The organism is Aquabacterium sp. (assembly GCF_035476535.1).
Classification (GTDB): Bacteria; Pseudomonadota; Gammaproteobacteria; order Burkholderiales; family Burkholderiaceae_C; genus Pseudaquabacterium.
In genome coordinates, this window is record NZ_DATILJ010000211.1 from 1 (window position 1) to 19,468 (window position 19,468).

The following is a 19,468-nucleotide window of genomic DNA, read 5'->3' on the forward strand; positions in this document are numbered from 1 at the left end:
TGCCGCGCGTGTTCGTCGCCCGCATCCTGGCCGTGCTGGGGCTGGTGTCGGCCGGCTTCCTGCTGTTCACGCTGATCACCTCCAACCCCTTCGAGCGCCTGCTGCCCGGCGCGCCGGACGGCCGCGACCTGAACCCGCTGCTGCAGGACCCCGGCATGGTGATCCACCCGCCGATGCTCTACATGGGCTACGTCGGCTTCTCGGTGGCCTATGCGTTTGCGATCGCCGCGCTGCTGGGCGGCCAGCTGGACGCCACCTGGGCCCGCTGGACCCGGCCGTGGACGACGGCCGCGTGGATCTTCCTGACCTTCGGCATCGGCCTGGGCAGTTGGTGGGCCTACAACGAGCTGGGCTGGGGCGGCTGGTGGTTCTGGGACCCGGTGGAAAACGCCTCCTTCATGCCCTGGCTGGCCGGCACCGCGCTGATCCATTCGCTGGCCGTGACCGAAAAGCGCGGCAGCTTCAAGGTCTGGACCGTGCTGCTGGCGATCATGGCGTTCTCGCTGTCGCTGCTGGGCACTTTCCTCGTGCGCTCGGGCGTGCTGTCGTCGGTGCATGCCTTCGCCACCGATCCGCGCCGCGGGCTGTTCATCCTGGCCTTCCTGGTGCTGGTGATCGGCGCCTCGCTGGCGCTGTTCGCCTGGCGCGCGCCGCGGGTCGGCCTGGGCCAGCGCTTCGGGCTGCTGTCGCGTGAATCGATGCTGCTGATCAACAACATGCTGCTGGCCGTGGCCACCGGCGCGGTGCTGCTGGGCACGCTGTACCCGCTGTTCCTGGATGCCATGGGCCAGGGCAAGATCAGCGTCGGCCCGCCGTACTTCGACACCGTGTTCGGCCTGCTGATGGCGCCGCTGCTGCTGATGATGGGCATCGGCCCGCTGGTGCGCTGGAAGCAGGACGAAGCCGGCACGCTGGCCCGCCGCCTGCGCTGGGCCTTGCCGGCCGCGGTGATCGCCGCGCTGGCCACCAGTGCGCTGGCCGGCAGCATCACGCTGGCCACCACCGGCGGGCTGGCACTGGCCTACTGGATCGTCGCCAGCGTGGCCGTCGACCTGATCGACAAGCTGCGGCCCGCCCAGCGCAGCGGCAGCATCGCCGGGCGTGCGGCGATGCTGCCGCGGGCGCTGATCGGCATGTACATCGCGCACCTGGGCGTGGCCGCGTTTGCCTTCGGCGTCGCGATGGTCAAGACCTACGAGGCCGAGCGCGACGTGAAGATGGGCGTCGGCGACAGCACCGAAATCGCCGGCTACCGCTTCCAGATGCAGGCGCTGCGCGAAGTGCAGGGCGCCAACTACGTGGCCGCGCAGGGGCAGGTCGAGGTCAGTCGCGACGGCCGCGTCATTGCCGTGCTAGAACCTGAGAAGCGCATCTACCGCGTGCAGAGCAACCCGATGACCGAGGCCGCGGTCGACAGCAACCCGCTGCGCGACCTGTACGTCTCGATGGGCGAGCAACTGCCTAGCGGCGAATGGATCGTGCGCGTGCAGTACAAGCCCTTCATCGTCTGGATCTGGGCCGGCTGCCTGATCATGATGCTGGGCGGCGGCCTGGCCGCCAGCGACCGGCGCTACCGGGCGCGGAAAACACAGGCCGCGGCACTGCCGGCCGGCGCGGCGACGGGAGGCTGACATGAATCGCTTCCTGTGGCCGCTGGGCCTGTTTCTGGTGCTGGTGGGCTTTCTTGCGGTGGGCCTGAGGCTCGACCCGCGCGAAGTGCCGTCGCCGCTGATCGGCAAGCCCGCGCCGGCATTCACCGCCGCCGCGCTGGCGCAGCCCGAGCGCATGCTGCGCAAGGAAGACCTGCACGGCAAGGTCTGGCTGCTCAACGTCTGGGCTTCGTGGTGCGGCGCCTGCCGCGACGAACACCCGCTGCTGGTCGATTTCTCGCGCCGCGGCATCGTGCCGGTCTATGGCCTGAACTACAAGGACCAGCGCGCCGACGGCCTGGGCTGGCTGCAGAAGTTCGGCAACCCCTACACCGATTCGCTGTTCGACCCCGATGGCCGCATCGGCATCGACTACGGTGTCTACGGCGTGCCCGAAACCTTCGTGATCGACCGCGCCGGTGTCATCCGCTACAAGCATATCGGGCCGATCACGCCGCAGGTGCTGAAGGACAAGATCGAACCGCTGGTGAGGCAATTGAATGGCTGAGCGCCGCACACTGCGGACGCTGCTGCTCGGCGCCGTGCTGGGCCTGGCCGTGATCACCGGCCCGGCCCGTGCCGCCGACGCGCCCCCCGCCACCGACAACCCGGCCCGCGAGGCCCGCATGATGGCGCTGGCCGCCGAGTTGCGCTGCCTGGTGTGCCAGAACCAGACCATCGCCGATTCCCATGCCGGGCTGGCCGAAGACCTGCGCCGGCAGATCCGCGAATTGCTGGACAAGGGCATGAGCGACCGCGAGATCCGCGACTACATGACGCAGCGCTACGGCGACTTCGTGCTGTACCGCCCGCCCTTCAAGGCCAGCACGGCGCTGCTGTGGGCCGGCCCTGGCCTGCTGCTGGTGGGCGCGCTGGGCGGCCTGGCGCTGGTGCTGCGCCGCCGCCAGCGCCTGGGTGACGAGGCCTTTGACCCCGACGTGCCGGAAGAACAAGAGACGAATGCGAATGTCCCGAATCGATGAGTTGAAGGCGCAGATCGCGCAGCTGGATGGATTGATTGCGGAAGGTGCGCTGACGGGCGAGGCCGCTCATCTGGCGCGTCAGAAACTGGAGCAGGAGCTGCTGGCGCAGGTGCTGCAGGCCGAAGCGCCGCTGGCCGCCGCGGCAACGCCGGTATCGCCTGCGGCGCCAGTGCAGCCGGCGACCGAGGGGGCGCGCCCGTCACGCACCCTGGTGGCTGGTCTGGCCGCCTTTGTGCTGGCCTTCGGCTTGGGCGGTTATGCCTGGCTCGGCAACCGCGAAGGCCTGGGCATCGGCCCCGGCAGCGCCGCGACCGCTGCCTCGGGCCCGCCCACCGCGGCGCAGATCGAAGTGCTGCTCGAACGCCTGGCGCAACGGTTGAAGGAGCAGCCCGACGATGCCGAAGGCTGGGCCATGCTCGGCCGCTCCTACAGCCTGATGGGCCGCTTTGCCGATGCGGTGCCGGCCTTCCAGCGCGTGCTCGCGCTGCGCCCGCAGGATGCGCAGGCACACGCCGACTATGCCGACGCCTTGGGCTCGGCCCAGGGCGGCAAGCTCGACGGCGAGCCGGAACAGCTGATCGCCAAGGCGCTGCAGCTCGACCCGAAGAACCTGAAGGCGCTGGCCCTGTCCGGCAGCGTGGCCTTCAACCGCGGCGATGCCGCCGCTGCGGTCAAGCAATGGGAGCAGGCGCTGAGCTTGGCCGAGCCGGACGGCGACATGGCGCGCCAGCTGCGCGGCGTCATCGACGAAGCACGGCAGCGCGCCGGCATGCCACCGGTCGCCGCCGTGCCGGCATCGGCAACGGCGCCTGCTGCTGCGCCGGCATCGGCATCGGCATCGGCATCGGCATCGGCATCCGCGGCGCCCGCGGCGCAGGCTACGGCCTTGGCCGTCAACGCCGCCGTGCAAGGCCGCATCACATTGTCGGCAGCCCTGAAGGCCCAGGCCGCGCCGGACGACACGCTGTTCGTCTTCGCCCGCCCGGCCCAGGGCGCCAAGATGCCGCTGGCCATCCTGCGCAGGCAGGTCAAGGACCTGCCGCTGGACTTCACGCTCGACGACAGCCTGGCGATGAGCCCGGCCGCGCGGCTGTCGGCCGCCAGCCAGGTGATCGTCGGCGCGCGCATCAGCAAGAGCGGCAACGCGATGCCGCAGCCCGGCGACCTGCAGGCCTTGAGCGCACCGGTGGCAGTGGGCACGCGCGGGCTGCAGTTGGAGATCGGCGAGGTGCTGCGCTGACCCTATCATCGGCCACGCCGGCACAGCCGGGGCCGGTACACCGACAGAGCGGAGGATTCGATGGGCCTGTTTGCCACCTGCGACCTGTGCGACCTGCACAAGAACGACAGCGACGGCGCGTTCCGCGTGCTGCCGCCGGTGTTCCGCGACTTCGGTGGCCGCAGCGTGTTCAGCGGCCCGGTCAGCACCGTGAAGTGCCATGAGGACAACACGTCCGTGAAAGCCGCGGTCGAATCCCCCGGCAACGGCCGCGTGCTGGTGGTCGACGGCGGTGGCTCGCTGCGCCGCGCGCTGGTCGGCGGCAACCTGGGTGCGGCCGCAGCCCGCAACGGCTGGGCCGGCATCGTCGTCGACGGCTGCGTGCGCGACATCGCCGAGCTGCAGCAATGCGATGTCGGCATCCGCGCGCTGGCCTTGATGCCGCTGCCGACCGAGCGTCGCGTGGCCGGGCTGGTCGATGTGCCGGTGCAGATCCAGGGCGTCTGGGTGCGCCCCGGCGACTGGCTGTATGCCGATGCCGATGGCATCGTGGTGCTCGCCGAACCGGCCTGAACGCAGCGCCCGGCGCCGGCCGGCTAGAATGCGCAGCTTCGGGGTGTAGCGCAGCCTGGTAGCGCAACTGGTTTGGGACCAGTGGGTCGAAGGTTCGAATCCTTTCACCCCGACCAATGTTTACGCGGGGTTGGTAGTCAAGAGCTACCGACCCCGTTTGTGTTTCTGGTGACCTGTGCGTTCGTGGTGACCGTTCGGCAACCGTTTGGGCGCCGCTCGGAGCCAAGGTTAGACACTGGCCTGCCCGGAGGGACTCGAACCCCCGACCCCCAGCTTAGAAGGCTGGTGCTCTATCCAGTTGAGCTACGGGCAGCAGGCCTGGATTCTAGGCGGCGCGCCGGGCAGCGCGCCTTGACAGCCGCCATCAGTGCTGCCGGAACTGCCGTTCGCCGAACAACACGCTGCGTGCCTTGTCGTCGACCAGCGGCTTGCGCCGGTCGGCCAGCACCTCGACGCCGCGTTTGACGGCCGGCCGGGCGGCGATCTCGTCGAACCAGCCCTTGAGGTGCGGGTAGTCGTTCCAGGCGATGCCCTGGTTCTTCCACGAGCGCAGCCAGGGGAACACCGCGATGTCGGCGATCGAGTACTCGCTGCCGCCGATGTACTTGGACTTGGCCAGGCGCTTGTTCATCACGCTGTACAGGCGCTTGGCTTCGTTGGTGTAGCGGTCGATCGCGTAGCCGATCTTCTCGGGCGCATAGATGCGGAAGTGGTGGGCCTGGCCGAGCATCGGGCCGACGCCGCCCATCTGGAACATCAGCCACTCCAGCACTTCGTACTTGGCGCTCACGCCGGCCGGCAGCAGCTTGCCGGTCTTGCCGGCGAGGTAGAGCAGGATCGCGCCGGATTCGAACAGGCTGATCGGCTTGCCCTCCGGGCCTTCGCTGTCGACGATGGCGGGGATCTTGTTGTTCGGGCTGATGGCCAGGAAGTCGGGCTCGAACTGGTCGCCGGCGCCGATGTCGACTGCATGAACACGGTAGGGCAGGCCACATTCCTCAAGCATGATGTGAACCTTGTGTCCGTTGGGCGTGGCCCAGGAATACACTTCAATCATCATTCATCTCCTCATCGGCACTGCTTTGGGGCCGACTCTAAACCATGCTTGAATCGCTGCGGCGGCTGCTGAACAAAGGCCCCAAGTCGGCCGACATGTCGCCGCTGCAGTCCTGGGCGGAAACCCACAAGTTCCAGTTCAAGCGCATCCGCGATGCCGAGGGTTGCCTGATCGAGCCGGTGCCGGCAGCAGGCGCCTCCAGGACCGACAGTTCGGGTGATGGCGGCTGGCGCATCGAGTGGGGTGATTCGCAGCGTAGCTACATCACGACGCGCGAGGTGCGCTTCACCGCCGAGGTCGGCACGCCGCGGGAAATGCTGGCGCTGGTGTTGAACCGCGAACTGATGGAAGCGATGGAGAAGGCGGTCTTCGAGCAGTATGTCGAAGACGTGCAGACCCGCATCGACACCGAAACGCCACCGGAAATGCGCTGGCTGGTGATGTTCCCGAAGCTCGCGAACAACGAGCTCGGCCGCCTGAAGGATCGCTACGCAGCGGTGGCCAGCATCAAGCCGTGGCTGCAACTGTGGCTGAGCAACGGGCTCGAGGAAGCGCTGTTCGACACGCCGGACACCACCGCGGCCAGCTCGCCGGTGGTCATCGTGATCAACCGCGGCCGGCTGACGATGCGCACCGCCATGCCCGAGCCGGACGCCGAACTGCTGGCCCGCTGGTTCACGGTGTTCATGCGCATCATGCCGGTGGCGCGCAAGCTGGCGCGCGACTGGACCGATGCCACGGCCGGCGGCGCCACCGGCACGCTGCAGCCTTCGGTCTGGCCGCCCGCGCGACCCGACGAAGCAACCTGAAGCGCTACTTCGCCGGCGCGTACTTGCCAAGCTCGAGCTTGGCGATGGCGTTGCGGTGCACTTCGTCGGGGCCGTCGGCAAAGCGCAGCGTGCGCACCTGCGCGTAGTAGAAGGCCAGCGGGAAGTCCTCGCTGACGCCGGCGCCGCCATGCACCTGCATGGCCCAGTCGATCACGCGCAAGGCCATGTTCGGCGCCACCACCTTGATCATCGCGATCTCGGCCTTGGCGGCCTTGTTGCCGGCCACGTCCATCATCCACGCGGCCTTCAAGGTCAGCAGGCGGGCCTGGTCGATCAGGCAACGGGCTTCGGCAATGCGCTCCTGCGTGACGGTCTGCTGCGCAATGGTCTTGCCGAAGGCCACGCGTGCAGTGGCGCGCCGGCACATCAGTTCCAGCGCACGTTCGGCGACGCCGATGACGCGCATGCAGTGGTGGATGCGGCCCGGCCCGAGGCGGCCTTGTGCGATCTCGAAGCCACGCCCTTCGCCAAGCAGGATGTTGCTGGCCGGCACGCGCACGTTCTCGAAGTCGACTTCCATGTGGCCGTGCGGCGCATCGTCATAGCCGAACACCGGCAGGTGGCGGACGATCTTGACGCCCGGCGTGTCGATCGGCACCAGGATCATCGACTGCTGCGAATGCCGCGGTGCGTCGGGATCGGTCTTGCCCATGAAGATCAGGATCTTGCAGCGCGGGTCGCCGGCGCCGGAGGTCCACCACTTGCGGCCGTTGATGAGGTACTCGTCCCCCGAACTTCCGCCAACTCGTTCGATGCGGGCTTCGATGTTGGTGGCGTCCGACGAGGCCACCGCCGGTTCGGTCATCGCGAAGCCGGAGCGGATCTTGCCGTCCAGCAGCGGCTCCAGCCACTGCTTCTTGTGCTCGGCGCTGCCGTAGCGCACGATGGTTTCCATGTTGCCGGTGTCCGGCGCCGAGCAGTTGAAGACCTCGCTGGACCACAGCACGCGGCCCATCAGCTCGGCCAGCGGCGCGTATTCCTGATTGGACAGGCCGGCACCGTATTCGCTTTCCGGCAGGAACAGGTTCCACAGGCCGGCGGCGCGGGCCTTGAGTTTCAGGTCTTCGATCAGCGCCAGCGGTGTCCAGCGTTTGCCGGCAGCGGTGTTGGCCGCCAGTTCCTCGGCAAAGGCCCGCTCGTTGGGGAAGACGTACTCGTCCATGAAGGCGCTGACGCGCTCGCGCAGCGCCTGTGTCTTGGGGGTGTAGCCGAAGTCCATGGGGTAACCTTTCGGGGTTCAGGCTTGCTGCGCAAACCGCCAGGCCATTTCGGCCAGCGCACGCGTGCGCGCACCGGTGTCCTTGGCCTGGGCACTCGAGGCCGTGCCGTCGACCACGCGCTTGGCAATGCCCTGCGTGATGGCGGCCAGGCGGAACAGGTTGTAGGCGAGGTAGAAGTTCCAGTCGGTGAGCAGTTCGTCAGGGTCGCCGCGGCCGGTGCGTTCGCAATAACGGCGGATGTACTCGCGCTCGCTCGGGATGCCGAGTGCCGCCAGATCCAGCCCGCCGATGCCGCGGAAGGTGCCGGGCGGGATGTGCCAGCCCATGCAGTGGTAGCTGAAGTCGGCCAGCGGGTGGCCCAGCGTCGACAACTCCCAATCCAGCACCGCGATGATGCGCGGCTCGTCCGAGTGGAAGACCACGTTGTCCAGCCGGTAGTCGCCATGCACGATGGCCACCTGGCTCTCGTCCATCGCGCTGGCCGGCACGTGGTTGGGCAGCCAGTCGATGAGCTGCTCCATCTCGGGAATCGATTCGGTGATCGAGGCCAGGTACTGCTTGGACCAGCGGCCGATCTGGCGCGTGAAGTAGTTGCCGGGCTTGCCGTAGTCGGCCAGGCCCACGGCCTTGACATCCACCGTGTGCAGCGTGGCCATCACGCGGTTCATCTCGTCGTAGACGGCGGCGCGCTGTTCGTTGCTCATGTCGGGCAGCGACTGGTCCCACAGCACGCGGCCGGCCATGAACTCCATCACGTAAAAGGCGCGGCCAATGATGGCTTCGTCTTCGCACAGTACATGCATGCGGGCCACCGGCACGCCGGTGAGGGCCAGCGCGCTCATCACGCGAAACTCACGCTCGATGGCATGCGCCGAGGGCAGCAGCTTGGCCTGCGGTCCGGGCTTGCTGCGCATCACGTAGGCGCGGCTGGGGGTGATCAGCTTGTAGGTGGGGTTCGACTGCCCGCCCTTGAACTGCTCGACCGACAGTGGGCCCTGGAAGCCGGGCATGTTGGCCGCTAGCCAGGTTTCGAGCGCCGAAGCATCGAAGGCGTGCGAAGACAGCACCGCCTGTGTGCCGGTGTAATGGTCCATGGCTTGTCAGTCTCCGTGCCCGCTGCAGCAGGCTGGTGAGGAATGGTTCAGCGTTCCGAGATCGCCAGCAGCTTCTCGCGCGACAGCACCACCAGCCGCGTCGGCTCGACCCGCACTGCGCCTTCGCGCTCGAAGCCCTTGAGCTCCTGGTTCACGCGCTGGCGCGAGGCGCCCAGCAGCTGCGCCAGGTCTTCCTGCGCCAGCTGGAGGCCGATGCGGATTTCTTCGCCCTGCGCGATACCGTAACTCTTGGCCAGCAGGATGATCTGCTTGGCCAGGCGCGCCGAGAGCGGGCGGGTGTTGAGGTCTTCGAACTGGTTGAACAACAGCCGCAGGCGGCGGCAGTTCAGGCGCAGCAGGGCTTCGTACAACTCGGGGTGCAGCGACAGCAATTCCTTGAAGTCGGCCTTGCGCACCACCAGCAGCGTGGTCTCGCCATGCGCATTGCCATCGTGGGTGCGCGGTAGGCCATCGAACAAGGCGATGTCGCCGAACCAGGTGCCGGGCTCCACATAGGTCAGCGTGACCTGCTTGCCCGACAGCGACACCAGCGAGACCCGCACCGCGCCCTTGGCCACGCCGCACCATTCTTCGGCCGGTGTGCCGCGTGAGGCCATCGGCGCGCCGTCGCTCACGCGCCGCACGGTGGCGCGGGCGAGGATCGCATGGCGCAGCGGCTGGGAGAGCTTGGAGAACCACGAGGCAGACTCGATGTTGTGACGCTCTTCGATTGTAAGAACGGGGGTATTCATGGCTTGTCCCAGGCGCGACAGCGGCGCCACCATCTGAAGCCTATTGTCCTCCGGCAATTTCCTTTCGAATTTGGTTCTTTCAGGAGACCTTCATGAGCCAACCCGGACTTGACTTTCCGTCCTGCCGGCAGCGTGTCAGCGCAGCCGAATGGCAGACGCGCGTGGACCTCGCCGCCGCCTACCGCCTGGTGGCACTGTTCAAGTGGGACGACCTGGTCTTCACCCACATCAGCGCGCGCGTGCCCGGCACCGAAGGCGAGTTCCTGATCAACCCCTATGGCCTGATGTTCGAGGAGATGAGCGCTTCCAGCCTGATCAAGATCGACCAGCAGGGCAACAAGCTCGAAGACTCGCCCTACCACGTGAACCCGGCCGGCTTCACGATTCACGGGGCCGTGCACTCGGTGCGTCATGACGTGCAATGTGTGCTGCACACGCACACGCTGAACGGCGTGGCGGTGTCGGCGCAGAAGCAAGGCGTGCTGCCGATCTCGCAGCAATCGATCTTCGTGCTGTCCAGCCTGGGGTATCACGACTATGAAGGCGTGGCCCTGCGGGACGACGAGAAGCCGCGCCTGGTCCAGGACCTGGGCAGCAAGAGCTTCCTGATGCTGCGCAACCATGGCCTGCTGACGGTGGGCGCGACGATTCCCGATGCCTTCCTGTCGATGTACCTGTTCGAGACCGTGTGTGCGATCCAGGTCCGCGCGCAGGGCGGCGGTGAGCTGACCCGGGTGCATCCGGAGATCATCGCCACCGCGCAGCAGCAGGCCCGGGAGGCCACACGCGGGCAGGGCGGCGGTGCGCTGTCGTGGCCCGGCCTGCTGCGCCGGCTCGACCGGCAGATGCCCGGCTACGAGACTTGAGAGTCAGCAGGCCCGGGTGACGCTGCGCCGGCAGATGTCCATCGATACCAGGAGCGTGAAGGTCACCAGATGTAACCCGCGTGCTAGAGTGGCCGCAGCCCCTTGGCCACGCCCTTCGCGCCGAAACATCGAATGCACTTGACCCGATGGCTGTTGATGGCCGGCGCCAGCTGGGTGTTGGCAGCGTCGACGGCGCAGGCCGTGAGTTTCGGCAGGCCGCCGGCCAGCGTGGCGCTGGGCAGCACGCTCAACCTGGTATTGCCGCTGCGGCTGGACCCGGGCGAGCCGTTCGAACCCGAGTGCATCGGCGCCGAAGTGCAGATCGGCGACCGGCGTGTGCCGGCCCACAGCCTGCGCTGGGCGGTGGAGCCCGGTGCCAGCGCCAACGAGCGGCTGGTGCGCGTGATGTCGCTGGTGGTGGTGGACGAGCCGGTGGTGGTGGTGCAGGTCTCGTCGGGCTGCACCAACCGCACCAGCCGCCGCTTCACGACCTTTGCGGATCCACCCTTGACCCGTGCTGCGGCGCCTGGCCTCGGTGTGTCCTCGGCCGAGCCGGCGGCTACCGCGGCCTTGCCACCGCGCACGCTGCCGCCGGTGGAGCGGGTGGTAGCGACCGAACGTTCGGCAGCCAGTGCCCCGACGATGCGTATGCCGAAGAAGCCGCGGCGCGGCACCGCCTTCGCACAACGCTCGCCCAGATCCCGCGCCGACGCAGTGCCCACGCCGCCGCCCGCGGCCCGGCTGTCGCTGGAGGCGTCAGACCCCGATGTGCTGCGCCAGGCCGTGGCCGCCGCCATGGCCGAGCACCAGGCCAGCGCGGCGCTGAATGCGCAATCGGCCAGCGCCGCTGTGGCTGCGGCTTCGGCCGCGGCCGATCGTGTGCAGGCCCTCGAAGAGCAGGTGCAGCGCCTGCTGGCCGACGGCAAGGTGCACCGTGAGGAACTGCAGCAGCTGCGCACCCGTGCCGTGCGCAGCGACGCGGCGAGCCGCTGGCTGCCCTGGTTGAGCGTGGCCCTGATCCTCTGCCTGGCTGCCGTCGTCTGGCTGGTGCTCAAGCTGCGTCGACAGCAGCGCGATGCGCAGGCCCACTGGTGGGCCGATGCCGCCGAGGTGCTGGCCGATGCGCGGCCCGATCCCCCGCCGCAGAGGGCCACGCCCGCTGCAGTCGCTGCAGTCGTGGCAGCAGCGCCGGCCCGCACGCCCGCCTGGCCGCCGGCAGCCGCCGCCGACCCACCGGCCGAGCTGAACCCGGCCCCGGCAACGATGGGCCTGGACACTGCGCTCGGCCCGGTGACGGTCGAGCCCGGCTGGACCACCACCAGCCCTCCGCCGCGCGCGGTGTCGATCGAGGAGCTGATCGACCTGGAGCAGCAGGCCGAGTTCTTCGTCGTGCTGGGCCAGGACGATGCGGCGATCGACCTGCTGATGGGCCACCTGCGCGACACCGGCGGCACCAGTCCCTTGCCCTATCTGAAGTTGCTGGAGATCTACCGCCGGCGCGGCGAGCGCGAGGCCTACGAGCGCACGCGCGAGCGCTTCAACCAGCGCTTCAATGGCTACGCGCCTGACTGGGACACCGACATGCTGCAGGGCCGCACGCTGGTGGACTACCCGCAGGCGATGCTGCGGCTGCAGCGCGCCTGGACCCTACCCATCGATGCGATGGCCGAGCTGGAGACGCTGATGTTCCGCAAGGACGGCGGCGAGTTGTTCGAGCTGCCGGCCTACCGCGAAGTGCTGATGCTGTACTCGCTGGCACGCGACCTGTTCGACCACCAGGGCGCGCGCCTCGCTGACGTGGATGTGCTGCTGCCGCTGGACGCTGCGGGCCAGGGGCCGTTGGCTCCGGCGCGCGATGTGCCAGGAGTCGGTGACGCGACGATGGTGCTGACACCGGACCTGACCCTGGACGGCCCGACCCAGTTCCACGCTGTGGACCTGGACCTGGGTCAGTCACCGGCCGCGGAGGCGCCCGTCACGCCGCCCATCGTGCGCAGCCGCAAGCGTTCGTGACGGCAGGCGCTGCGCGCTACAGGCCTTGCAGGCGCTCGAGCGCGCTGCGCAGCGTCTCGTCGCGCTTGGCAAAGCAAAAGCGCGCCAGGCCCTGGTTGCGGCCGTCGCCGTAGAACGCCGATAGCGGAATGGCCGCAACGCCGATCTCGCGGGTCAGCCAGCGGCAGAAGTCTTCTTCCGACAAGTCGCTGATTGCGCTGTAGTCCACGCACTGGAAGTAGCTGCCTTCACTGGGCAGCAGCCGGAAGCGCGTGCCGGCCAGGCCTTCGCGGAATAGATCGCGCTTGCGCTGGTAGAAGGCCGGCAGTTCGAGGTAGGGCGCGGGGGCGGCCATGAAGCGCGCCAGGCCATGCTGCATCGGCGTGTTGACGGTGAACACATTGAACTGGTGCACCTTGCGGAACTCGGCCATCAGCGGCGCCGGCGCCGCGACATAGCCCACCTTCCAGCCGGTGACGTGGTAGGTCTTGCCAAAGCTGGAGATCACGAAAGTGCGCGCGGCCAGTTCGGGCAGCGATGCAGCGCTGACATGCGGCCGGCCGTCGTAGACCATGTGCTCGTAGACCTCGTCGCAGATCAGCACGATCTCGGTGGGCCGCAGCAGTTCGGCCAGTGCCTGCATGTCCTCGGCGCGCCAGATCGTGGCACTGGGGTTGTGCGGCGTGTTGATGATCATCGCGCGCGTGCGCGGCGTGATCGCGGCGCCGATGGCCGCGAAATCGGGGCGGAAGCTGCCAGCCGTCAGGGCCACACGCTTGACGATGCCTCCGGCCAACTCGATGTTCGGCACATAACTGTCGTAGCAGGGGTCGAGCACGATCACTTCATCGCCCGGACCGACACAGGCCAGCACCGCGGTGAGGATGCCTTGCGTCGCGCCGGCGGTGACGGTGATCTCGCTGGTCGGGTCGTAGCGGTGGCCGTACAGCGCCTCGACCTTGAGTGACACCGCTTCGCGCAGCGGCGCGACGCCAGCCATCGGCGGGTACTGGTTCAGGCCTTCGCGCATCGCTTGCGTGACGGCATCGGACAGTGCGGGGTCGTTGTCGAAATCCGGGAAGCCCTGGCCCAGATTCACGGCGCCGTGTTCGGTGGCCAATGCGGACATCACGGTGAAGATCGTCGTGCCGACATTCGGCAGGCGGCTGGTCAGGGCGGGCGTGCGGGGCAGGGCGGTGGCGTTCATGGTCAGGACGTGCAGGTCGGCAGAGGGGATTTCAGAGGTTGTAGTCGGTCTCGCCCGAACCGGACATCGCGCGCTCGATCAGCGGGCGCGTCAGCCGCTCGGACAGCAGTTCGGAGAAGGCGAACACGAAGTGCCTCAGGTAGGCGCCGCGCTTGAAGGCCACGCGCGAGGTGTTGGGGCCGAACAGATGGCCCGCCGGGCGCCACAGCAGGTCGCCGCCGGGCGGGTCGTCGCGCACCGCCAGCTCGGACACCACGCCCACGCCCATGCCCAGCCGCACATAAGTCTTGATGACGTCGGCATCGATGGCTTCGAGCGCGATGTTGGGCTTGAGCCGCGCCCGCGCGAAGGCCGCGTCGATGCGCGAACGGCCACTGAAGGTGCCGTGGTAGGTGACCAGCGGCTCGGCCGCCAGCTGCTCGATCGTCGGCCGCTCGACATGGGCCAGCGGGTGCTTGGCCGGCACCACGATGACATGCTGCCACTGGTAGCAGGGCAGGCTGACCAGGCCTTCCACCTCGGCCAGCGACTCAGTGGCGATGCCGATCTCGGCCACGTCGTCCAGCAGCATGCGCGCCACGTTGGCCGGCATGTCCTGGTGCAACTGCACCTGCACCTTGGGGAACTTGCGGCGCAGCTGTGCCACCGGCTCGGGCAGGAAATAGCGGGCCTGCGAATGCGTGGTGGCGATAGACAGCGTGCCGGCGTCCTGCTTCGAGAATTCTTCGCCGATGCGCCTGAGGTTGGCCACCTCGCGCATGATGATCTCGACCGATTTCAGCACCAGCTGCCCGGGCTCGGTGACGCGCCGGATGCGCTTGCCGTGGCGCGCGAAGATGTCGACGCCGAGTTCCTCTTCGAGCTCGAGAATGGCCTTGCTGATGCCGGGCTGCGAGGTGTGCAGCGCCTTGGCCGTCTCGGTCAGGTTCAGGTTGCGGCGCACCGCCTCCTGCACGAAGCGGAACTGGTGCAGGTTCATCGCACCGCTACCACCGCTTGATTCGCGGCGGCGAGTGCCACCTCGGCCATCGCATCGATCACCGCAGGCGCTTCGCCGACGGCCGGCCGCAGGGTCCAGGTCACGTCAGGATGCGCTTCGGCCAAGCGGGCCATCAGCACCGGTATGTCCTTGCGCACGTGGCCACCAGCGCCCAGGAACAGCGGCACCACATCGACCGCGGCGCAACCGGCGGCGGCCAGTTGTGCGCCGGCCTCGATCAGCCCCGGCGCCATGAACTCCAGATAACCCAGCACAACAGGCGTCTGCGGCCGCTGCGCACGGCAGCGCGCGGCCACCGCCTCGAAGGGACGCGCCCATTGCGGGTCACGCGCACCATGGGCAAACAGCAGCAGGCCAGACTGGGAGCCAAGCGGGGATTCGGTCATCGGTATCTCACAAGCCAGGCAAAAGCGCCCATCGACAGCAGCAGGAACAGCAGGCTGGGCGCGGCGGCCACCAGCCATGGTGTCCACTGCTTCAACAGGCCCACATGGCCCGACACATTGTTCAGCAGCACGAAGCCGATGCCCAGCATGATGCCGCCAAACACCTTGAAGCTGACGCCGCCGGCGCGTGCATGCAGGTAGGCGAAGGGCAGCGCCAGCGCCACCATCACGATGCAGGCCAGCGGGTACAGCGCCTTCTTCCAGAACTGGATCTCGTGGCGCTGCGTGGCCTGGTCCTGGTCGGTCAGGTGGGCGCTGTAGCGCCACAGCTCGACGGTCGACATGGTCTGCGCCGGCAGCAGCGCCGCCGCCACCACCCGCGTATCCAGCGTGCTAGGCCACATCAATGTCTTCGGGGCCGATGCGGCCAGCGGCGCACCGGCGTTGGCGGCTTCCGGCGTCGGCCAATCGGTGCGCGAGGCGTCGGCCAGCCGCCACACGCTGTCCGCGCCCACGCGTCCGGCACGCGCGTTGATCTGCGTGCGCAAGCGGCCTTCGGCATCGAACTCGAAGATACGGATGCCCTGCAGGTCACCATTGGCGCCGATGGTGCTGACGTTCACCGAGACATTGCGCTGGCCTTCGGGGCCATCGCGCCGCTCTTTCAGCCAGGCGCCGCCGCGGCCCAGTGCCACACTGCCGCGGCTGCCGGTCTTCAGCAGCACGGCTTCGCGTTCGGTCCAGGGCGAGACATAGTCGCCGACCACGAAGGTCATCGCCGCGAAGATCACGCCCGGCACTGCCAGCAGGGCCAGCGCGCGGCCGGGCCCGAGCCCGCCGGTGCGCAGGATCGTGAACTCCGACGATTGCGCCAGGCGTGCCATCGAGTAGATGGTGCCGATCAGTACGGCGATCGGGAACAGCTCGTAGAAATGCCCCGGGATCTCCAGCACCGCGCGCAGCATCAGCCGGCCGAGTGTCTGATCTTCGCGGCCGACGCTGTCGAGGTCGTCGACCACGTCGATGAAGAAGAACAGCGACAGGAAAGCGATGGCCACGAAGGCCACCGACCAGACGATGTCGCGGTACAGCAGCCGCCGGACGGTCTTCATGCGCCGGCCTTGCGCGAGCGGTGGAAGGCCAGGGCGGTACCGTTGTCGCGCCACCAGATCAGGCCCACCGCCAGCGCGAATGCGCCGCCGTGCAGGTACAGCAGCATCGGCCCCATCGCGAAACGCTCAGCGTTGATCCAGGCCTGCGACAGGTTGATCAGGTTGAAGTAGATGATGAAGGCCAGCAGCGCAAACAGCAGGTTCCAGTTGCTCGCGCGGCGCGGGTTGGTGGCCGCCAGGCCCACGCCCAGCAGCACCAGGTTGCCGGCCGCCAGCAGCAGGCCGAAGCGCCAGGCCAGTTCACCCTGGTTGCGCGGCGTGGGCGCGCGCAGCAGTTCCAGCGTGGCCAGGGTCCGTGCCGGGCGCTCGGTGGCGCGGCGCACGGCGCGGTCGTCGGCCAGCACGCGATAGGTCTCGAAGCTGGCCAGCGTGCGCGCATTGGTGGCGGCGTTGATCTCGTTGCGCTGGCCACGCTCCAGCACCAGCATGCGGTCGTCGCCCTGCATTTCCAGCCGACCCGTGCGTGCCGCGGTGACCGATTCGACACCGGCCTTGCGCGTCAGGATGAACACGTTGTGGCCGTCGCTGCCTTCGTGGCTGGCACGGTCGACGAAGAACACGCGGTTGCCGTCGCGCGAGGTCTGGAACACGCCGGGCGCCACGCGCGACAGGTCCGAGCGCTGCTCATAGCGCTGGCGCAGTTCGGTGCCGCTGCGGTTGGCCCAGGGCCAGACGAAGAGCAGCAGCACGCCCACCACCACCAGCACCGGCCAGGCCATGCGCAGCACCGGCGCCACCACGCGGGCCAGGCCAATGCCGCTGGCGAACCAGATCACCATCTCGCTGTCGCGGTACATGCGGCCGAGCGATACCACCACGGCAATGAACATCGACAGCGTCAGCATCGTCGGGATGTGCTGCAGCGCCGTGTAGCCGAGCACCAGCACCACGTCTTCGGGCGCGACCACACCACCGGCCGCCTGGCTGATGGTGCGCACCAGCATCATCGTGATCACGATGGTGAGGATCACCACCAGCGTCGCGCCGAAGCTCCGCGCCATTTCTCTGCGTACGGTTGAATCGAATAACATCGTCTGATCATCAAACCTGTACGAATTATGGACTTCCGTACCCACGTGATCGCGCCAGGGGCCACAAGCCGCTTTGCCGCCGACGCCTTGTTGATCGTGCTGGCCGGCGATGCCGTGCCCGCCACACTGGATGAGCCGCTGGCGGCCGCAGTGAAGGAGGCCGTTGCGCAAGGCGACTTTGCGCACAAGGCCGGCAAGCAGGTCTACCTGCGCCAGGTGGCCGGCGTGAAGGCAGCGCGCGTGCTGGTGGCTGCGGTCGCCAATGGCAGCGCCAAGGCGCTGAAGAGCGCGCTCGTCAGTGGCCTGAACACGCTGAAGGGCCTGGGCGTCAAGCACCTCGCAGTGCAGTTGCTCGGCTTCGACACCCTGCAGTCGGCGCATGCCGAAGCGCTGGCCACCGCCTGGGGCGATGCGGTGTATGTCTACCGCACCACCAAGCCCAGCGCGACCACTGTGCCCAAGCTCGAGAAGCTCAGCTTGCTGGCCGCTTCGAAGGCCGAGGCCACTGAACTCGGCGCCGGCCTGGTGCGTGGCGCCGGCATCGTTGAAGGCGTGACGCTGGCGCGTGAACTGGCCAACCGCCCGGGCAACCACTGCACGCCGAGCCTGCTGGCCAACGAGGCACGCAAGATGGCCAAGGCCAACGACCTGCGCATCGAGGTGCTGGACCACAAGGCGATCGAGAAGGCCGGCATGGGCTCGTTCCTGTCGGTGGCCAAGGGCTCGGACGAACCGCCGCGCTTCATCGTCATGCACTACCAGGGGGCGGCCAAGAGCGTGGCGCCGGTGGTGCTGGTGGGCAAGGGCATCACCTTCGACTCCGGCGGCATCTCGCTGAAGCCCGGTGCCGAGATGGACGAGATGAAGTTCGACATGGGCGGTGCCGCCAGCGTCATCGGCACGATGCGCGCGGTGGCGCAGCTGAAGCCCAAGGTCAACCTGATCGGCGTGGTCGCGGCGGCCGAGAACATGCCCAGCGGCCGCGCGGTGAAGCCGGGCGACGTGGTCACCAGCCTGTCCGGCCAGACCATCGAGATCCTCAACACCGATGCCGAAGGCCGGCTGATCCTGTGCGATGCGCTGACCTACGTGGAGCGCTTCAAGCCCGCCGCGGTGGTCGACATCGCCACGCTGACCGGCGCCTGCATCATCGCGCTGGGCAATGTGCGCTCCGGCCTGTTCAGTGCCGACGACGGCCTGGCCGCCGAACTGCAGGCCGCGGGCGAAGCCGCACTCGACACCTGCTGGCGCATGCCGGTGGACGACGACTACGACGAAGGGCTGAAGAGCAACTTCGCCGACATGGCCAACATCGCCGGCCGCGCCGGCGGCGCCATCACCGCGGCGATGTTCCTCAAGCGCTTCACCGCCAAGCTGCGCTGGGCGCACCTGGACATCGCCGGCACGGCCTGGAAGTCCGGCGCGGCCAAGGGCGCGACGGGCCGGCCGGTGGGGCTGCTGACGCATTACGTGTTGTCCCAGGCGGCGAAGTAAGCGGCCGGTACGGGAGCCGACATCGTGACGGACGTGGCCTTCCACACCGGCGTGGCCGACAAGCTCGGCTACACCTGCCGCCTGCTGCGCAAGGCCTGGCGGCAGGGCGCGCAGGTGGTGGCCACCGGCGCGCCCGAAGCCTTGAGCCGGCTGGACACGATGCTGTGGATCTTCGAGCACGAGGAGTTCGTGCCGCATGCGCGGCTGCGCGCCGGCGAGCGCGTGGCGCCGCTCATGGCGCGCACGCCGATCTGGCTGGCGGATGAGCCGGGTGAGGTGAGCGGCCCGCAGGTGCTGGTTAACCTCGGGCCCGGCATGGCGCCGGGCTTCGAGCGCTTTGCGCGGGTGCTGGAGATCGTCTCGGACGAACCGGCCGATGCCCAGCAAGGACGCCAGCGCTGGCGTGCCTATCAATCGGCGGGCCTGACGCCGAAGCTGCACAACGCGGCCGCTGCGGCACCCGCGACACCAGAGATTACCCGCAGTCGCGCCGATTGAGGTCGGCGCAAATCACCCGTGCCGCGTTGTGCCTGCACCCGCTGAAGGCGGGGTCTGCCGGCACGGGGCTTGCGTTCCACACGCAATCCCGTGCCGGGGATTCCCGATGTGGGGCGGCTTCTCATTTGGAGTATTGTTCGGCCCGTTGAGAAACACCCCACAGAAACTCTTTCAAGTCTCAACATACTCATCCGGAGGTATTTGCATGCAAGTCAAGCTCAATGCGATCGTCGCAGCGGCCGCGACGCTGTTCGCCGGCGCCACGATGGCGCAGGACATGGTGGTCAAGATCGGCCACGTCGGCCCGGTCTCCGGTGCTCAGGCGCACTATGGCAAGGACAACGAAAACGGCGCCCGCATGGCTGTCGAGGATCTCAACGCCAAGGGCGTGACGATCGGCGGCAAGAAGGTCAAGCTCGAGCTGGTGGCTGAAGACGATGCCGCC

At 68.2% G+C, this 19,468-nt stretch carries 20 protein-coding genes and 2 tRNA genes; 12 read left to right on the plus strand and 10 right to left on the minus strand.

The genetic code is table 11. The features are described 5' to 3' along the window. The 6 genes from VLK61_RS20725 to VLK61_RS20750 all read left to right on the plus strand — a co-directional run. Window positions 1-1,631: heme lyase CcmF/NrfE family subunit (locus tag VLK61_RS20725; RefSeq protein WP_325423530.1), on the plus strand; the 1,631-nt coding region annotated here is incomplete at its 5' end. Between the two features lies 1 nt (window position 1,632). Continuing rightward, on the plus strand, window positions 1,633-2,157 hold the full coding sequence (locus tag VLK61_RS20730) for a DsbE family thiol:disulfide interchange protein (protein WP_325423531.1): 525 nt from the start codon (window positions 1,633-1,635) through the stop codon (window positions 2,155-2,157). Next, window positions 2,150-2,632, plus strand: coding sequence for a cytochrome c-type biogenesis protein (locus VLK61_RS20735; RefSeq protein ID WP_325423532.1), 483 nt, complete (start codon window positions 2,150-2,152; stop codon window positions 2,630-2,632). The genes VLK61_RS20730 and VLK61_RS20735 overlap by 8 nt, the downstream gene beginning before the upstream one ends. Next, window positions 2,616-3,872, plus strand: a complete 1,257-nt coding sequence (locus tag VLK61_RS20740) for a tetratricopeptide repeat protein (RefSeq protein WP_325423533.1) — start codon at window positions 2,616-2,618, stop codon at window positions 3,870-3,872. Before VLK61_RS20735 ends, VLK61_RS20740 begins: the two co-directional genes overlap by 17 nt. A gap of 60 nt (window positions 3,873-3,932) precedes the next feature. Beyond that, the gene (rraA, locus tag VLK61_RS20745) at window positions 3,933-4,424 is read left to right on the plus strand and encodes a ribonuclease E activity regulator RraA (RefSeq protein WP_325423534.1); all 492 of its coding nucleotides are present in this window, start codon (window positions 3,933-3,935) and stop codon (window positions 4,422-4,424) included. A 39-nt stretch (window positions 4,425-4,463) separates the two neighbouring features. Next, window positions 4,464-4,540 (plus strand) — tRNA-Pro (locus tag VLK61_RS20750). 120 nt (window positions 4,541-4,660) lie between these two features. Here the strand turns inward: VLK61_RS20750 and VLK61_RS20755 are convergent. After that, window positions 4,661-4,737, minus strand: a tRNA-Arg gene (locus VLK61_RS20755). Between the two features lie 51 nt (window positions 4,738-4,788). Beyond that, the gene (locus VLK61_RS20760; protein WP_325423535.1) at window positions 4,789-5,481 is read right to left on the minus strand and encodes a glutathione binding-like protein; all 693 of its coding nucleotides are present in this window, start codon (window positions 5,479-5,481) and stop codon (window positions 4,789-4,791) included. Between the two features lie 44 nt (window positions 5,482-5,525). On the opposite strand from VLK61_RS20760, the gene VLK61_RS20765 reads away from it, so the two are divergent. Next, window positions 5,526-6,290: a hypothetical protein gene (locus VLK61_RS20765; protein WP_325423536.1), complete on the plus strand. Its 765-nt coding sequence runs from the start codon at window positions 5,526-5,528 to the stop codon at window positions 6,288-6,290. Between the two features lie 4 nt (window positions 6,291-6,294). Here VLK61_RS20765 and VLK61_RS20770 read toward each other — a convergent pair whose 3' ends face one another. From VLK61_RS20770 to VLK61_RS20780, 3 genes are read right to left on the minus strand one after another with little or no spacing between them, the layout of a single operon-like run. Then, window positions 6,295-7,530, minus strand: coding sequence for an acyl-CoA dehydrogenase family protein (locus tag VLK61_RS20770; protein ID WP_325423537.1), 1,236 nt, complete (start codon window positions 7,528-7,530; stop codon window positions 6,295-6,297). An 18-nt stretch (window positions 7,531-7,548) separates the two neighbouring features. Then, window positions 7,549-8,625: a phosphotransferase gene (locus tag VLK61_RS20775; RefSeq protein ID WP_325423538.1), complete on the minus strand. Its 1,077-nt coding sequence runs from the start codon at window positions 8,623-8,625 to the stop codon at window positions 7,549-7,551. A 47-nt stretch (window positions 8,626-8,672) separates the two neighbouring features. Continuing rightward, window positions 8,673-9,377, minus strand: a complete 705-nt coding sequence (locus VLK61_RS20780) for a Crp/Fnr family transcriptional regulator (RefSeq protein ID WP_325423539.1) — start codon at window positions 9,375-9,377, stop codon at window positions 8,673-8,675. A 92-nt stretch (window positions 9,378-9,469) separates the two neighbouring features. Between VLK61_RS20780 and VLK61_RS20785 the strand changes: the two genes are divergently transcribed. Together VLK61_RS20785 and VLK61_RS20790 are read left to right on the plus strand one after the other, a co-directional pair. Further along, window positions 9,470-10,243, plus strand: a complete 774-nt coding sequence (locus VLK61_RS20785) for a class II aldolase/adducin family protein (protein ID WP_325423540.1) — start codon at window positions 9,470-9,472, stop codon at window positions 10,241-10,243. Window positions 10,244-10,375: 132 nt separating this feature from the next. Next, entirely contained in the window at window positions 10,376-12,256 is a 1,881-nt protein-coding gene (locus VLK61_RS20790) for a hypothetical protein (protein ID WP_325423541.1), read from the plus strand. A 16-nt stretch (window positions 12,257-12,272) separates the two neighbouring features. Here VLK61_RS20790 and VLK61_RS20795 read toward each other — a convergent pair whose 3' ends face one another. From VLK61_RS20795 to lptF, 5 genes are read right to left on the minus strand one after another with little or no spacing between them, the layout of a single operon-like run. Further along, complete coding sequence (locus VLK61_RS20795; protein ID WP_325423542.1) at window positions 12,273-13,442, minus strand: pyridoxal phosphate-dependent aminotransferase; 1,170 nt, start codon at window positions 13,440-13,442, stop codon at window positions 12,273-12,275. A gap of 31 nt (window positions 13,443-13,473) precedes the next feature. Continuing rightward, window positions 13,474-14,421, minus strand: coding sequence for a CysB family HTH-type transcriptional regulator (locus tag VLK61_RS20800; protein ID WP_325423543.1), 948 nt, complete (start codon window positions 14,419-14,421; stop codon window positions 13,474-13,476). Continuing rightward, window positions 14,418-14,828, minus strand: a complete 411-nt coding sequence (locus VLK61_RS20805) for a sirohydrochlorin chelatase (protein ID WP_325423544.1) — start codon at window positions 14,826-14,828, stop codon at window positions 14,418-14,420. Before VLK61_RS20805 ends, VLK61_RS20800 begins: the two co-directional genes overlap by 4 nt. Further along, a complete protein-coding gene (gene lptG / locus VLK61_RS20810; protein ID WP_325423545.1) occupies window positions 14,825-15,940 on the minus strand; it encodes an LPS export ABC transporter permease LptG in 1,116 nt (371 codons plus the stop codon). The genes VLK61_RS20805 and lptG overlap by 4 nt, the downstream gene beginning before the upstream one ends. Beyond that, complete coding sequence (lptF, locus tag VLK61_RS20815; protein ID WP_325423546.1) at window positions 15,937-17,031, minus strand: LPS export ABC transporter permease LptF; 1,095 nt, start codon at window positions 17,029-17,031, stop codon at window positions 15,937-15,939. The genes lptG and lptF overlap by 4 nt, the downstream gene beginning before the upstream one ends. A 27-nt stretch (window positions 17,032-17,058) precedes the next feature. Between lptF and VLK61_RS20820 the strand changes: the two genes are divergently transcribed. The 3 genes from VLK61_RS20820 to VLK61_RS20830 all read left to right on the plus strand — a co-directional run. Continuing rightward, window positions 17,059-18,525, plus strand: a complete 1,467-nt coding sequence (locus VLK61_RS20820; RefSeq protein WP_325423547.1) for a leucyl aminopeptidase — start codon at window positions 17,059-17,061, stop codon at window positions 18,523-18,525. Between the two features lie 24 nt (window positions 18,526-18,549). After that, a complete protein-coding gene (locus tag VLK61_RS20825; protein ID WP_325423548.1) occupies window positions 18,550-19,023 on the plus strand; it encodes a DNA polymerase III subunit chi in 474 nt (157 codons plus the stop codon). Between the two features lie 205 nt (window positions 19,024-19,228). Continuing rightward, the coding region (locus tag VLK61_RS20830; protein ID WP_325423549.1) for an ABC transporter substrate-binding protein at window positions 19,229-19,468 on the plus strand (240 nt) is incomplete at its 3' end.

Bases quoted from the DNA above. Each gene is read 5' to 3' on its own strand.
- VLK61_RS20785 (WP_325423540.1), top strand. From the start codon at position 9,470: ATGAGCCAACCCGGACTTGACTTTCCGTCCTGCCGGCAGCGTGTCAGC.
- VLK61_RS20805 (WP_325423544.1), bottom strand. From the start codon at position 14,828: ATGACCGAATCCCCGCTTGGCTCCCAGTCTGGCCTGCTGCTGTTTGCC.
- VLK61_RS20765 (WP_325423536.1), top strand. From the start codon at position 5,526: ATGCTTGAATCGCTGCGGCGGCTGCTGAACAAAGGCCCCAAGTCGGCC.
- lptF (WP_325423546.1), bottom strand. From the start codon at position 17,031: ATGTTATTCGATTCAACCGTACGCAGAGAAATGGCGCGGAGCTTCGGC.
- VLK61_RS20760 (WP_325423535.1), bottom strand. From the start codon at position 5,481: ATGATTGAAGTGTATTCCTGGGCCACGCCCAACGGACACAAGGTTCAC.
- VLK61_RS20770 (WP_325423537.1), bottom strand. From the start codon at position 7,530: ATGGACTTCGGCTACACCCCCAAGACACAGGCGCTGCGCGAGCGCGTC.
- lptG (WP_325423545.1), bottom strand. From the start codon at position 15,940: ATGAAGACCGTCCGGCGGCTGCTGTACCGCGACATCGTCTGGTCGGTG.
- rraA (WP_325423534.1), top strand. From the start codon at position 3,933: ATGGGCCTGTTTGCCACCTGCGACCTGTGCGACCTGCACAAGAACGAC.
- VLK61_RS20820 (WP_325423547.1), top strand. From the start codon at position 17,059: ATGGACTTCCGTACCCACGTGATCGCGCCAGGGGCCACAAGCCGCTTT.
- VLK61_RS20800 (WP_325423543.1), bottom strand. From the start codon at position 14,421: ATGAACCTGCACCAGTTCCGCTTCGTGCAGGAGGCGGTGCGCCGCAAC.
- VLK61_RS20735 (WP_325423532.1), top strand. From the start codon at position 2,150: ATGGCTGAGCGCCGCACACTGCGGACGCTGCTGCTCGGCGCCGTGCTG.
- VLK61_RS20730 (WP_325423531.1), top strand. From the start codon at position 1,633: ATGAATCGCTTCCTGTGGCCGCTGGGCCTGTTTCTGGTGCTGGTGGGC.
- VLK61_RS20795 (WP_325423542.1), bottom strand. From the start codon at position 13,442: ATGAACGCCACCGCCCTGCCCCGCACGCCCGCCCTGACCAGCCGCCTG.
- VLK61_RS20775 (WP_325423538.1), bottom strand. From the start codon at position 8,625: ATGGACCATTACACCGGCACACAGGCGGTGCTGTCTTCGCACGCCTTC.
- VLK61_RS20790 (WP_325423541.1), top strand. From the start codon at position 10,376: ATGCACTTGACCCGATGGCTGTTGATGGCCGGCGCCAGCTGGGTGTTG.
- VLK61_RS20780 (WP_325423539.1), bottom strand. From the start codon at position 9,377: ATGAATACCCCCGTTCTTACAATCGAAGAGCGTCACAACATCGAGTCT.
- VLK61_RS20740 (WP_325423533.1), top strand. From the start codon at position 2,616: ATGTCCCGAATCGATGAGTTGAAGGCGCAGATCGCGCAGCTGGATGGA.